At 72.1% G+C, this 14,188-nt stretch carries 9 protein-coding genes and 2 pseudogenes; 7 read left to right on the top strand and 4 right to left on the bottom strand.

What is annotated here, in order from left to right:
- Positions 1 to 73: 73 nt before the first annotated feature.
- Together ACTMS0_RS22505 and ACTMS0_RS22500 are read right to left on the bottom strand one after the other, a co-directional pair.
- Positions 74 to 1,516: an LVIVD repeat-containing protein gene (locus ACTMS0_RS22505; RefSeq protein ID WP_441157229.1), complete on the bottom strand. Its 1,443-nt coding sequence runs from the start codon at positions 1,514 to 1,516 to the stop codon at positions 74 to 76.
- Between the two features lie 142 nt (positions 1,517 to 1,658).
- On the bottom strand, positions 1,659 to 3,086 hold the full coding sequence (locus ACTMS0_RS22500) for an LVIVD repeat-containing protein (RefSeq protein ID WP_441157228.1): 1,428 nt from the start codon (positions 3,084 to 3,086) through the stop codon (positions 1,659 to 1,661).
- Positions 3,087 to 3,227: 141 nt separating this feature from the next.
- Here ACTMS0_RS22500 and ACTMS0_RS22495 point away from each other — a divergent pair, with 141 nt between their 5' ends.
- Positions 3,228 to 3,911, top strand: coding sequence for a DUF305 domain-containing protein (locus ACTMS0_RS22495; RefSeq protein WP_441157227.1), 684 nt, complete (start codon positions 3,228 to 3,230; stop codon positions 3,909 to 3,911).
- Positions 3,912 to 4,021: 110 nt separating this feature from the next.
- On the opposite strand, the gene ACTMS0_RS22490 is transcribed toward ACTMS0_RS22495, so the two are convergent.
- Positions 4,022 to 5,440, bottom strand: a complete 1,419-nt coding sequence (locus tag ACTMS0_RS22490) for an LVIVD repeat-containing protein (RefSeq protein WP_441157226.1) — start codon at positions 5,438 to 5,440, stop codon at positions 4,022 to 4,024.
- A gap of 272 nt (positions 5,441 to 5,712) precedes the next feature.
- On the opposite strand from ACTMS0_RS22490, the gene ACTMS0_RS22485 reads away from it, so the two are divergent.
- The 5 genes and pseudogenes from ACTMS0_RS22485 to ACTMS0_RS22465 all read left to right on the top strand — a co-directional run bounded on the left by ACTMS0_RS22485 (position 5,713) and on the right by ACTMS0_RS22465 (position 11,597).
- The gene (locus ACTMS0_RS22485; protein ID WP_441157225.1) at positions 5,713 to 6,939 is read left to right on the top strand and encodes a sensor histidine kinase; all 1,227 of its coding nucleotides are present in this window, start codon (positions 5,713 to 5,715) and stop codon (positions 6,937 to 6,939) included.
- A 67-nt stretch (positions 6,940 to 7,006) separates the two neighbouring features.
- Positions 7,007 to 7,672 (top strand): response regulator, encoded by a 666-nt coding sequence (locus ACTMS0_RS22480; RefSeq protein ID WP_441157224.1) that lies wholly within the window; start codon positions 7,007 to 7,009, stop codon positions 7,670 to 7,672.
- A gap of 258 nt (positions 7,673 to 7,930) precedes the next feature.
- Positions 7,931 to 8,086, top strand: a pseudogene (locus ACTMS0_RS22475) (helix-turn-helix domain-containing protein); the annotation flags it as partial.
- 469 nt (positions 8,087 to 8,555) lie between these two features.
- Positions 8,556 to 9,361 (top strand): annotated as a pseudogene (locus tag ACTMS0_RS22470) (RNA-guided endonuclease TnpB family protein).
- A 55-nt stretch (positions 9,362 to 9,416) separates the two neighbouring features.
- Entirely contained in the window at positions 9,417 to 11,597 is a 2,181-nt protein-coding gene (locus ACTMS0_RS22465) for an ABC transporter permease (protein ID WP_441157223.1), read from the top strand.
- Between the two features lie 69 nt (positions 11,598 to 11,666).
- On the opposite strand, the gene ACTMS0_RS22460 is transcribed toward ACTMS0_RS22465, so the two are convergent.
- A complete protein-coding gene (locus ACTMS0_RS22460) occupies positions 11,667 to 13,025 on the bottom strand; it encodes a protein kinase domain-containing protein (protein ID WP_441157222.1) in 1,359 nt (452 codons plus the stop codon).
- Between the two features lie 530 nt (positions 13,026 to 13,555).
- Between ACTMS0_RS22460 and ACTMS0_RS22455 the strand changes: the two genes are divergently transcribed.
- Positions 13,556 to 14,188, top strand: coding sequence for an RNA polymerase sigma factor (locus ACTMS0_RS22455; protein WP_441157220.1), 633 nt, complete (start codon positions 13,556 to 13,558; stop codon positions 14,186 to 14,188).

Raw genomic sequence — 14,188 nt, 5'->3', positions numbered from 1 at the left:
CCGCCACGACGCCGCCTGGCAGGCAAGCCGGACGGCGTGTCACCCAACACCGCAAACGTTCGTGGTCACAGCACTAGCCGCCCAGGTAGCTGGGCTGGGTCTGCACGTTCAGCTCGCGGTAGCGGACCAGGTTCGCCGTCCAGGTGCGCCAGTCGGTGAGCTTGAGGACGTCCAGACCTTTCTGGTCATTCGAGTAGATGTGCCCGTTGTACCAGTACGCCGACCAGGTGCCGCCGAAGGTGGGCTGGGTGTCGGACAGCGGACCCCGCTCCCAGTAGGCGATCTCCTTGGGGTTGGCCGAGTCGGTGAAGTCCCAGACCGAGACGCCGCCCTGGTACCAGGACTGGACCATGACGTCGCGGCCGAGCACGGGAATCAGCGAGCCGTTGTGCGCCACGCAGTTCTCGGTGTCGGCGTTGGGCCGCGGGATCTTGAAGTAGCTGCGGAAGACCATCGTGCGGTTGTCACCGCGCCCGACGATGTCGTAGACGGCGTCGGCACCCCGGGTCGGGCCGACGGCCTCGTTGCAGGTGGCGCCGACGCCGCCGCCCAACTCGTCGGTGAAGACCACCTTCGTGCCGGCGTTGTTGAACGTGGCCGAGTGCCAGAACGCGAAGTTCACTGTGTCCCGGACGCGGTTGATGACCCGGGGGGCCTCCCGGTTCGAGATGTCCATCAGGATGCCGTCACCCATGCAGGCGCCGGCGGCCAGGTTCTTCGACGGGTAGACGGTGATGTCGTGGCAGCCGCTGGTCGGCGTCTTCTGCCCCGGCACGCCCTCGAAGCCGCCGTCGGGGAACAGGTTCGGCACGGCCACCACTGCCGCGTCGGTGGGCGACTTCACCGGCACCTTGACGATCGAGATGGAGTCGTGTGGCCGCGGGCAGCCGACGTACGTGTCCGACGGCCCGTACGACGATACGTACACGTACACGGTGCGGCGGTCCTTGCCGGGCACCAGAGTGTGCGTGTGGGAGCCGCAGGCGGTCTGCACGCTCTTGACGTAGCGGGGATTGGTCTTGTCGCTGATGTCGAAGATCTTGATGCCCTCCCACCGCGTCTCGGTCGGCAGGACACCCGTGCTGGCGCACGAGTCGTCGCTGCGCGGCGAGTCGGTGGAGAGGAAGAGCAGGTCACCGTGGACGGAGATGTCGTTCTGCGACCCGGGGCAGAGCACGCGCGACACGACGGTCGGTGCGGTCGGCGTCGAGATGTCGTAGACGACGAAGCCGTTGTAGTTGCCGGCGAACGCGTACCGGCCCTGGAAGGCGAGGTCGCTGTTCGTGGCGTCGAGCGGCGCCACCTTCGGCATGTTGGCGACCTGCTTCAGGTTGGGGCTGCTCCGGATCTCGTCGACCCCGGGGATGGTGTCCGCGGTGGCGACGGTGCCGGACGGGGCGGCCGCCACCGTGGCGCTGCCCGGTGCGGCGGCGAGTGCGCTGGCGACGAGGAGGCCGGCCGTGGCCAGGCTCAGGATGGCGAGCCGGCGGGACCGCGGCGTCGTTGATCTGATCATCGGCGGCGCCCTTCGCAAGGGGATGATGACTGGGTCACACCTTACCGTCGACTGACCGCCATCGATAGATCCCGGACGCGACCGGGCCCGGCCTTCGCAGGGAAGGCCGGGCCCGGGTGCTCCGGTCAGCTCCGCCGGAACGTCAGTAGCTCGGCTGGGTCTGGACGTTGAGCCGCGTGTAGTGGTGCGTCTTCGCGCCCGGGATCGACTCTTCGTCGATCTCGATGACGTCGAAGCCCTTCTGGATGTCGCTCGAGTAGATGTGTCCGTTGTAGTAGTACGCCGACCAGGAACCGCCGAGGATCCGCTGGGTGGCCGAGAGCGGGCCCCGCTCCCAGAAGCCGATCTCCGTGGGGTTGGCCGAGTCGGTGAAGTCCCAGACCGAGATACCGCCCTGGTACCAGGCCTGGACCATGATGTCGCGGCCGGGCACCGGGATCAGCGAGCCGTTGTGGGCGACGCAGTTCTCGGTGCTGGCGTTCTCCCGCGGGATCTTGAAGTAGCTGCGGAAGACCAGATTGCCGTCCACGATGTCGTAGATGGCGTCCGCACCGCGCTTCGGCCCGATGGTCGGGTTGCAGGTCGGCCCGCTGCCGCCACCGAGCTCGTCGGTGAAGACGACCTTGGTGCCGGTGTTGTTGAACGTCGCCGAGTGCCAGAAGGCGAAGTTCGCCGTGTCCCGCACCGAGTGGACGACCTTGGGCGCCTCCCGGTCGGAGATGTCCATCAGGATGCCGTCACCCATGCAGGCACCGGCGGCCAGGTCCTTCTCCGGGAACACCGTGATGTCGTGGCAGCCGCTGGTGGTGGTGTACCCGCCGTCGGGGAAGAGGTTCGGCACGGCCACCACGGCCGCGTCGGTCGGCGACTTCACCGGCACCTTGACGATCGAGATCGCGTCGTGCGGCGGCTGACAGTCCGGGAGGGTGACCAACGGGCGGTACGAGGAGACGTAAAGGTAGACCGACTCCTTGTCCTTGGCCGGCACCAAGGTGTGGGTGTGCGAGCCGCAGTTCGTCTCGACCGCCTTGACGTACTCCGGCTTCACCGGGTTGCTGATGTCGAAAATCTTGATGCCCTCCCACGACTCCGGCTTCGTCGCGGTCTGCGGAACGCTGTTGCAGCTGTCGTTGCTGCGCGACTCGTCGGTGGAGAGGAAGAGCAGGTTGCCGTGGACGGAGATGTCGTTCTGCGAGCCCGGGCAGTGCACCGTCGACATGATCTTCGGCGCGGCCGGGTTCGCGATGTTGTAGATGGTGAAACCTTCGTAGTTGCCGACGTACGCGAACGGCCCCTGGAAGGCGATGTCGGTGCCGAACGCCGGGACGGTGTCGAACGGAGCCTGCTTCGGCAGGTTCGCGATCAGCCGCATGTTGGAGCTGCTGGAGATCTCGTCCACGGCGAGCTGGGCGGTGACAGCCTCCATAGTGGCCGTCTGCTCGGCCGCGACGTCGTCCGGCGCCGCCTGGGCGCCGGCCGGGGCGCCCGCGACGGTGGCCACGAGGAGACCGGTGGCGGCGACGCCGGCCAGGCGGCGTCGCGCCGGTCTTGGTATGGAGATTTGGATCATCGGCGAGTCCCTCCGGAAGGGGATGATGATTCACGTCACACTACTGTTTGCTAGAGCAACTTCTATGTGAAGCAGATCACATTTCGCGTCCGTCGCCAATGGATACGATCGGCCACGACCTCGACCTCCAGGGGGTATCGGATGACCGTGCGAGGCAGATGGGTGCTGGCCGCCGTCACAATTGTGGCGCTGCTACTGATCGTGGCTGTCGCGGTGCTCCGGTCGGGGTCCGACACGGACCGGACGCGACCTTCCCCGCAGGCCGCGACCGCATCGAGCAGCACTGATGGCCCGTCGGTCGTCGTTCCTGGCCGGCCGGGCGAGTCCGCGCAGGTCCGGCCCGCCGAGGACGTGCGGGCGACCGCCTCACCGCCGCACAACACGATGGACACCTGGTTCGTGCGGATGATGATCCCGCACCACGAGCAGGCCCTGGAGATGGCCGCGTTGGCCCCGGAGCGGGCCGCCGACCCCCAGATCAAGGCGCTGGCCGAGCGCATCCGGGCCGGTCAGCGGCCGGAGATCGACTACCTGCGCAGCTGGCTGCAGGCCCGGGGGCTTCCGGCCGAGGTCGGCGGGCACGATCACGGGACCATGCGCGGCATGCAGTCGCCCGAGGCGATGCGGCGGCTCGCCGACGCCCGGGGCGCCGACTTCGACCGGCTCTTCGTGCAGATGATGAGCGACCACCACGCCGGCGCCGTCGAGATGGCCACCAACCTGCTGAAGGTCGGTGCGGAGCCCCTGCTCCTGGAATTCGCGAACTCGGTCGCGGTGGAGCAGAACGTCGAGATCAACCGGATGCGGGAGCTGCTCGCCTCCTGACCTCCGCCGCCCGGGATGGGCCGGCCGGGCGGGTGGGACGTCACCGCCGCCTCAGCACATGAGCGGGCCCGACCCCCCGGAAAGGGGGTCGGGCCCGGTGTGCCGTTCGGTCAGTCCCGGTACGCGTACTGGGTCTGCGCGTTGAGCCGGTTGACGTGCCTCGCCTTCGCGCCGGGGATCGACTGCTCGTCGATCTCCAGCACGTCGAGGCCCTTCTGGTCGCTCGAGTAGATGTGGCCGTTGTACCAGTACGCCGACCAGGTGCCGCCGAAGGTCAGTTGGGACGCGGAGGCCGGGCCCCGCTCCCAGTAGCCGATCTCCCTGGGGTTGGCGGAGTCGGTGAAGTCCCAGACCGAGACGCCGCCCTGGTACCAGGACTGGACCATGATGTCGCGGCCGGGCACGGGGATCAGCGAGCCGTTGTGGGCGACGCAGTTCTCCGTGTCCGCGTTGGGCCGCGGGATCTTGTAGTAGCTGCGGAAGACCAGCTTCCCGCTGACAATGTCGTAGATGGCGTCCGCGCCCTTGCTCGGCCCGACCTTCTCGTTGCAGGTCGCCCCGACGCCACCGCCCAACTCGTCGGTGAAGACCACCTTGGTGCCGCTGTTGTTGAAGGTCGCCGAGTGCCAGAAGGCGAAGTTCCTCGTGTCGCGGACCCGTTCGATCATCCGCGGCGCCTCCCGGTCGGAGATGTCCATCAGGATGCCGTCGCCCATGCAGGCCCCGGCGGCCAGCTCCTTCGCCGGGTAGACGGTGATGTCGTGGCAGCCGCTGGTCGCCGTGGTGTTGGAACCCTTGTAGCCGCCATCGGGGAAGAGGTTCGGCGTGGCCACCACCGCCGCGTCGGCCGGGGTGCTCAGCGGCACCTTGACGATCGAGATGGAGTCGTGCGGCGGCTGGCAGTCGGGGTAGTCGTCCGAGGGGAAGTACGACGACACGTACAGGTAGACCGAGGCGCCGTCCTTGGCCGGGACGAGGGTGTGGGTGTGCGAGCCGCAGTCGGTCTCGACCGCCGCGACGTAGCGGGGGCTGGTCTTGTCACTGATGTCGAAGACCTTGATGCCCTCCCACGACTCCTTGATCGTCGCGGACTGCGCCACGCTGGTGCAGGAGTCGTCGCTGCGCGAGGAGTCGGTGGAGAGGAAGAGCAGGTTGCCGTAGACCGAGATGTCGTTCTGCGAGCCGGGGCAGAGCACCTGCGAGACCACGGACGGCGCGCTGGGGCGGGCGATGTCGTAGATGACGAAGCCGTTGTAGTTGCCGACGAAGGCGTACGTGCCCTGGAAGGCGATGTCGCTGTTGGTGGCGGTCAGCGGGGCCTGCTTGGGCACGTTGGCGACCTGCCGCAGGTTGGGGCTGCTGACGACCTCGTCCACTCCGGGGATGATGGCCGCGGCGCCCGGTGCCGACTGTGGTGCCACCTGGGCGTTACCGGGCGGGGCGATCGCGACGCTGGCGATGAGCAGACCGACGGCGGTCAGGCTGACGACCTGGAACCGCCTGGTTAGCGGTGGGGATGAATTGACCATCGGCGAGCCCTTCGTAAGGGGGATTCGACTGTCCACACCCTACTGGCCACCGAAATCCATCGATGTGATCCAGTTCACATGGGAGGGGCCCTGTCGATGCGTACGTTCGCGGTGACCTCGCCGTCGCCACGCGACGCGTTACCACCCGGCGTTCCCCAGCCCTGGCGGTCGTCACACCGGCCAGCGCGCTGGCGCCGCCGCCCGCGACCATGATCCACGACAGCGGCTCCGGACGGGCCCGGCCGCCGCCCCGCCCCGGGCACGTACGCTGGGTGACCGTGAACCGCACGATCTTCGGCCGCCCCCTGCGCAGCGTCGCCTTCGACATCTTCGTCTCCGGCGCGGTGGCGCTCTTCGCCGTCGCCGGGGTGGTGGCGCAGCCCGGCGGCTGGAAGGCCACCCTGGTCGGGGTCGCGATGGCCGTGGCGCTGCTGTTCCGCCGTACCCACCCGTCGGCCGTCGCCGCCGTCGTGGCGGCGCTCGCCCTGGGCCAGGTCGTCGCCGGGTGGGGGCCGCTGGCGTACGACATTGCGGTGCTCGTCGCCCTCTACAGCGTGGTCAAGTACGCCGAGCGACTCCGCGACGGCGTGCTGGCCGGCGTGGTCGCGGCCGTCGGCGTGGTGCTGGCCGCCCTCCAGACCGAGGGCCCCGCGTGGTGGGCCAGCGCCCTCTACTTCGGCCTGGTGACCGGCGCGGTCTGGCTGGTCGGGCTCAACGTGCGCACCCGCCGGCTCTACGTGCTCACCCTGGAGGAGCGCGCCGCGACCCTGGAGCGCGAGCGGGAGGCCGAGGCGCGGGCCGCCGTGGCGGGGGAGCGGGCCCGCATCGCCCGCGAGTTGCACGACGTGGTCGCGCACAGCATGGCCGTAATGATCGTCCAGGCCGACGGCGCCCGCTTCATGATGGACCGGGATCCGGCGACCGCCCGAGCCGCCGTGAAGGTGGTCGCTGACACCGGCCGCCAGGCCCTCGAGGAGATGCGACGGCTGGTCGGCGTACTCCGGGAGCCGAGCCCGCCGGAGACGGCTGCGGCGCCCGGCGCGGCGGACGGCGCCGGGGTGGTCGAGCCGGAGCACCGCCAGCCGGTCCTCGCTGAGCTGCCCGCGCTGCTGGACCGGTTCTCCGACGCCGGCCTGCGGGTGCGCTGGACCGTCACCGGCGAGCCCGCGTCCCTGCCGCCCGGCCTCGAGCTGACCGTCTACCGGGTGGTGCAGGAGGGGCTCACGAACGCGCTCAAGCACGCCGGGGTCGGCGCGACCGTCGAGGTCACCCTGGAACACGCCGCCGACACCGTCGCCGTTCGGGTCGTCGACGACGGCCGCGGCCGGCCGCCGGTGCGGCCCGCGCCGTCCGGCGGGCACGGCCTGGTCGGCATGCGGGAGCGGGTCGGCGTGTACGACGGCCGGCTCACCGCTGGCCCCCGCCTCGCCGGCGGCTGGCAGGTCCAGGTACGGCTGCCGCTGCCGTCGACCCCGACGACCGAGGCGGTGGCGGCGTGAGCGAGCGAACCATCAGGCACAGCACCGTGGCACGTCGCGCCGCCGCCGAGCGGAGCGAGGTGGCGGCGTGACCGTCCGCGTGGTGATCGTCGACGACCAGGCGCTGGTCCGGGCCGGCTTCCGCATGGTGCTGGACTCCCAGCCCGACCTCGAGGTGGTCGGCGAGGCCATCGACGGCGCCGACGCCCTGCGCGTCCTGGCCCGCGTCGAGGCCGACGTCGTGGTGATGGACCTGCGGATGCCCACCATGGACGGGGTGGAGGCCACCCGCCGGCTCTGCGCCGGCCGGCCCCCCGGACCGCCGCGGGTGCTGGTGCTGACGACCTTCGACACCGAGGCCGACGCGTTCGCCGCGTTGCAGGCCGGCGCGAGCGGGTTCCTGCTCAAGAACGTCCCGCCCGAGGACCTGCTCGCCGCGATCCGGGTGGTCGCCCAGGGCGACTCGGTCGTGGCGCCGTCGATCACCCGCCGCCTGCTCGACCGGTTCGCCGGCCAGTTCGGGCCCGGCCCGGCCGAGGACCCGCGCTTGGCGCAGCTCACCGACCGGGAACGGGAGGTCCTGCTGCTGGTGGCACAGGGTCTGTCCAACGGGGAGATCGCCAACCGGATGCACGTCGCCGAGGCGACGGTGAAGACCCACGTCGGCCGGATCCTGGCGAAGCTCCAGCTCCGGGACCGGGTCCAGGCGGTGGTGCTGGCGTACGAGAGCGGGCTCGTCACGCCCGGAGGCTGACCCGCCGTACGCCTCAGGTCGTACCCGCCGGTCCCCCCGTCCCGCCCCGGGGCGCAGCGGGATCGAGCGCGCGGGCGGACGCGTGCCGGCCGGCTGCGCCCATAGCGTCGGAGCTGTTCCTGGTTCCGACTCACGGGGAGCACAGATGCCCGTCGCACCTCCCGCGCACGCCACCGCCGGTGTCGCGGTCACCGCCCGCGGCCTCACCCGCCTCGGGGCGTGTTGCGGTGGGGTGTGGCTTTGGTGGATGCGGGGTGAGTGTCGGACCGGGTGGTTATCGTGTCGGGCGTGGAGCACCGGGATCGGTTGAGGGTCATTCAGGCGTACCGGTTCGCCCTGGACCTCACCCCCGGGCAGGAGCGGGACCTGGCTCGTCACGCCGGTGCGGCGCGTAAGGCCCACAACTGGGCGCTGGAGCGGGTGAAGGCGGTCATGGACCAGCGGGCCGCCGAACGCTCCTACGACATTCCCGGCGATCAGCTCACCCCGAGCATTGACTGGACGCTGCCGGCGCTGCGTCGCGCGTGGAACCAGGTCAAGGACGAGGTGGCGCCGTGGTGGCGGGAGTGCTCGAAAGAGGCGTTCAACACCGGCCTGGACAACCTGGCTCGCGCCGTGAAGAACTGGTCCGACTCCCGTACGGGTAAGCGGGCCGGGCGCCCGGTCGGATTTCCCCGACGCAAGACGAAGCGCCGCACCACCCCGTCGGTGCGGTTCACCACCGGGGTCATCCGGGTCGAGCCCGACCGCAAGCACGTGACCCCTGCCTCGGCTGGGGCGGTTGAAGCTGCACGAGTCGGCTCGCAAGCTGGCCCGCCGGCTCGACAACGGTACCGCCCGGATCCTGTCGGCCACGGCGCGGCGCGAGGGTGGCCGCTGGCACGTGGCATTCACCTGCGAAGTCGAGCGGACCTCCCGACGGCCGAACAGACTGAACGCGGTGGTGGGTGTCGACGTCGGGATTCAACACCTCGCGGTGCTTTCTACCGGCGACGTCGAGCCCAACCCCCGCCACCTGGACGCAGCCCGACGCCGGCTGCGCCGGCTCGGGCGCACCCTGGCCCGCCGGCTGGGGCCTTACGACCCGGTCACCCGACGTCGCGCCACCGCCTCACAGCGGTGAAAGCGGACGTCGACGCAGCTGACCCGAGCGCACGCCAGGGTGGCGAACCTACGCCGCGACGGACTGCACAAGCTGACCAGCCGGCTGGCCGGGGAGTACGGCGCCGTCGTAGTCGAAGACCTCAACGTGGCCGGCATGCTGCGCAACCGCCGGCTGGCCCGATCGGTGGCCGACTGTGGGTTCGGCGAGATCCGTCGACAACTGGCCTACAAGACCACCTGGAACGGCGGCCAGCTCGTGACCGCCGACCGGTGGTACCCCTCCTCCAAACCTGTTCCGGCTGCGCGGCGGTGAAACCCAAGCTGACCCTGCGGACCCGAACCTTCACCTGCCACACGTGCGGCATGACCCTGGACCGGGATCTCAACGCCGCACGTAACCTCGCACAGCTCGTGGTCGCCGGGAGTGGTCCGGAGACCGTAAACGGACGTGGAGCCGGCCGTAAGACCCGCCCCGGCGGGCCGGCGGCAGTGAAGCGTCAACCCGGCACCGCCCAGGCGGGTCAGACCGGGACCGTCCCACCGCAAGGCGGGACTGCGACTCGGCCGCTCACCAAAGCATCATGAGTCGCAACGGGAACTGCTCGGCTCCGGCGGGATCGTCGGCACGGACGACCGGCCCGTGCTCGGGTACGTGGTCCTCGCCGCGATCCCCACCGACCCGGCGCTGCGCTCGTACGACGTGGTCGCCGGCCGGCTGCCGGACCGCCCCGGCGAGGTGGTCCTCGACGCGCCGACCGTGGCCGAGGAGGGCTTCACCATCGGCGCCCCGGTCCGCGTCGGCGGCGCGGGGGGCGCGGCCCGCCCGTACACCCTGGTCGGGACCGTCGACGTGGCCGGCACCTCCCGGGACGTCGGCGGCCCGTTCATCGGCCTGGTCGGAGCGGACGCGCTCGCCGTGACCGGGCAGCGCGGCTACGACCGCATCCTCGTCGCCGCCCGGGCCGGAGGCGACGGCACGGGCCTGACGGACGCGGTGGCCGCGGCTGCGGGCGCCGGTACCACCGTGAAGACGCGGACCCGGATCCTCGACGAGGCGGTCGAGGACGCCGTACGCGATCTGGAGCAGTTCAACCTGGTCCTGCTCACCTTCGCCGCGGTGGCGGTGGTGGTGTCCGCGTTCGTCATCGCGAACATGTTCGCGATCGTCCTGGCCCAGCGGACCCGCCGGACCGCGCTGCTGCGGCTGGTCGGGGCCACCCGCGGTCAGCTGTTCCGGGCCGGGGTTCTGGAGGCCGCCGTGGTCGGGCTGGCCGCGTCGGCGGTCGGCGTGCTGCTGGGGGCGGGCCTGGCGGGTGGCCTGAACCAGCTCATGTCCCGGCTCGACGCGCCCGTCCCCGGCGGGCTGACCGTCACCGTGCCCACGGTGCTGGCGGGCCTGGCCCTGGGCACGGCCGTCACGGTGGGCGCCGCCCTCGCGCCGGCCTGGCGGGGCACCCGGGTGGCGCCGGTGGCCGCGCTGACCGACGCTGCGGTGCAGCCGACCCGGCGGGCCGGGCGGCTGCGGCTGGCCGCCGGCGCTCTGGTCCTCGCTGCCGGGATCGCCGCGCTGGTCGCCGCCGCCCCGGCGGTCCAGGTGCCGCTGGTGGCCGTGGGCGGGGTGCTCGCCTTTTTCGGCATCGTCCTGTTCGGACCGGTGCTGGTCCCCGCTCTGGTCCGGGCGTTCGGCCTGCCGGCGCGCCGGCTGTTCGGGGCGACCGCCGGTCTCGCGGTGGCGAACGCGGTCCGCAACCCGCGCCGGATCGCGGCGACCGCGACCGCACTGGTGATCGGCATCGGCCTGGTTTCCGCGTTCGTGGTCGGTGCACACAGCACCAAGGCGGGTATCGAGCGCAGCGTGGACGCCGAGATCGGCGTGGACTGGCTGGTCACCGGCATCGGCGGCCCGCTGCCGGCCGCGGTCGTGGACGAGCTGCGGGCACGGCCGGAACTCGCGGTGGTCCACGAGAAGCGCAGCGCGCTGTGGTCGGATGTGGAGGTACGGGCCGCGCATCCCGCGCTGGTGGGCCGGACGCTGACCGGTGTGCTCGCCGGTGATCCGGACCGGCTCGGGCCGGGCACGGCGCTCGTCGGCCGGGAACTCGCCGAGGTGCGGGGGTGGACGGTCGGCACCACCATCACCGTGCGGGACCGGCCGCTGCGGGTGGCCGCGGTGGTCACCGACGACGGGCCGGCCTTCGGCGGCAGCCCGGTGCCGGCCGGCCACGTGGTCCAAGTGGTCGACGCTGACTTCACCGCCCTCTTCCCGGACGAGCGGGGAGTCCTCGCCGAGATCGACCCGGGCGACGGGATCACGCCCGACCGGGCGCGGGCAGCGATCGAGGCGGTCGTCCTGCGGTACCCGACGGTCAACGTCATGGACCAGGGCGCGTACAAGAAGATGCTCACCGGCACGGTCGACATGCTGCTCGCGATCGTCACCGGTCTGCTCGGCCTCGCCGTGGTGATCGCGCTGGTCGGCGTCGCCAACACGCTGTCCCTGTCGGTGGTCGAACGGACCCGGGAGAACGCCGTGCTGCGCGCGGTCGGGCTGACCCGGGGGCGGATGCGGGCGATGCTCGCCGTCGAGGCGGTGCTGACCGCGCTGGTGGGCGCCGTGCTCGGGGTGGGCCTGGGCACCGCCGTGAGCGCGGCGGCGATGGCCCTGCTGAGCCGGATCAGCGGCGGGTTCTCGCTGGTGCTGCCGCTGGACCAGCTCGGGCTGATCCTCGGTGTGGCGGTGGTCGCCGCGCTGGCCGCCTCGGTGCTGCCGGCCCGCCGGGCGCTGTCCCGGCCGGTGGTGGAGGCGCTCGGCGCCCAGTGACGCCGGCACCGTGGTCCGGCACGGCGGGAAACCTGATCGGCGGTGCCGTCACGAGGCGGCACCGCCGGGTCAGGCGACCGGGTTCGGCGGCGGCGTGGTGGTCGGGTTCGTGTCCGCCGGCGTGGTGGGGGGCGTCCCCGGGGCCGACGTGGTGGTGCCCGGATCGGGCGTCGCCGGGTCCGACGTCGGGGCCGGGGTGGCCGGCTGCTCGGCCGTGGGGCTGGGCTCGCCCGAGGGCGTCGCGGTCACCGACGGCGACGGACGCTTGGTGGACCCGGTCGGCCGGTAGGGGCGCTCTGGAACGGAACTGGTCTCCGCCGGCACCGCCGGCACCGCCTCGTCACTGGCGCCGTCGTCCGCCGACGTCGTGGCCTCCGGCACCTTGACCCCCGCCGGAGCATCCGCCGCCCCGCTGATGCCCAGCGCCGTGGCCAGACCGGCGACCGCCACCAGCACGGCGGTGGCCGCGCCCACCAGGGGGCCGCGCCCGCGCCGGCGCCCTGGTGCCGCGGCCACGGGCACGTCGGCGCGGGTGGTCGGTCCGGCGTCACGCAGTGCCGTCGCGCCTGCCGCGGGGACCAGCGCGGTCGCCGCCGACGGATCCGACACGGCGGCACGGGCCGCGGCGGCCATGGCCGCGCCGCTGCTGAACCGGCCCGCCGGGTCCTTGACCAGGGCCCGGGCGACCAGCGCCCGCACGGCCTCGGGGATGTCGTGGGGCAGCTCCGGGGGTTCGTCGTCGAGATGCCGGACGGCGACCTGGAGCGGATTGTCGCCGGTGAACGGCGGGCTGCCGCTGAGGCAGCAGTACGCCACCGCGCCCAGCGCGTAGATGTCGGTGGCCCCGGAGACCGGTCGACCGGCGGCCTGCTCGGGCGCCATGTAGAGCGCGGTGCCCGGGACCGCGTTGGTGCTGGTGATGCTGGTCACGTTGGTCGAGCGGGCCACCCCGAAGTCGACCAGCACGACACTGCCGTCCTCCTGCACCAGCAGGTTGCTCGGCTTGACGTCGCGGTGCACGATTCCGTTCTTGTGCGCGGCGTGCAGTGCCTGCGCCACCTGCGCCACGATCGACATCGTCTCGGCCACGTCGAGCCGGCCGGCGGCCTCGATCCGCCGCGACAGCGGCTCGCCGGTGACGAACTCCATGACCAGGTAGTCGGCGCGGCTGCCGTCGTCGAGCTGGTCCTCGCCGTAGTCGAAGACCTGGACGATGCCCGGGTGCCGCAGCGCGGCCATGATCCGCGCCTCCGCCCGGAACCGGGCGATGAAGTCGGGATCGGAGACGAGCGCGGGCAGCAGCACCTTGACCGCCACCTGCCGGCCCAGGACCAGGTCGGTGCCCTGCCAGACGTCACCCATGCCGCCGGTGGCGACACGTTCGTCCAGGCGGTACCGACCGCTGAGCACGACCCCCGAAGACAACACGGCACTACCGTACCCAGAGTGGGAGCGGTCGGCTCGTCGAGGCGGGCCGGCGCCGCCAGCCCCGCCGGCGATCGCGCAGCGCCCGGTGAAGGCCCGGCTCCGGTGCGCTGTCATCAGCCGGTTACGCCGTGTGGTCGGCCTCGGTCACTCGTGCCGTGCGCTGGGCAAAAACCCCGATCGTCCGGCCTGGCGGTGGGTGCAGCGTCCATCGGGGCCATAACGTTACGGCGACACGCCGCCTGAACGTGTTGATTATTCTCACTCTTTTCCTCGCCTCGGGCGACTTGTCCGATCGGCCCTCGACTCCTAGCGTTGGCCCGACTCGGGCCCACGCGACGCCGGCGGCGGGGAATGCCGACGGCCGGGCCGTCCTGGTGGAGCCCATGCGAAATGGTCGGGCCGTCGCGGCCCTGGCGTGATCAGGTCAGCGGGGGGCTGAGGGTGCGGGATCAGGTCCGGCTGCCGGGCCGGGTTGAGGTCGCGCCCGTGGGCGTGTGCCGGCCCGATGCGGCCGAACGGAAGCGGGCGGCGTGACCGGTGAGCTGAACGAAGCCGTCGTCGCGGCGCAGGCCGGAGACGAGCAGGCCTTCCGTTTCCTCTACCGCAGCCTCCAGCCCGGTCTCCTGCGCTACCTGGCCGCCATGGTCGGGGCGGACGCCGAGGACGTCGCCTCCGAGACATGGCTGCAGGTCTCCCGCGACCTGCCCGCCTTCACCGGCGGCGAGTTCCGTGCCTGGACGGTCACCATCGCCCGGAACCGGGCGATGGACCACCTGCGCCGGCAGCGCCGCCGTCCCTCGCTGCCCGTGCCCGTGCAGGCGTTGACCGACCTGGCCGGCGACGCGGACACGGCCGAACGGGCCGGCGAGTCGATCGGCACCGAGGCGGCCCTCGCGCTGATCGGCACGCTGCCGCCCCGGGAGGCGGAGGCGGTCCTCCTCCGGGCCGTCCTCGGCCTGGACGCCGACACGGCCGGACGGGTGCTCGGCCGGCGCCCCGGCGCGGTCCGGACGGCGGCGCACCGGGGGCTGCGCCGGCTCGCCGCGCTGATGGAGCGCCGCGCCGCGGACGCCCCGGCGACCGCCGCCGACGATGCGACCCCACCCCGTCCCCGAGACGCGCGACGGCGGCAGGCGCCGCACACCGAACCGGCGGACGGTTGA

Source organism: Micromonospora sp. H33 (genome assembly GCF_052068455.1).
GTDB lineage: Bacteria > Actinomycetota > Actinomycetes > Mycobacteriales > Micromonosporaceae > Micromonospora.
Note: the sequence above shows the minus strand (reverse complement) of the source record. Positions and strands in the feature narration are given on the sequence as shown.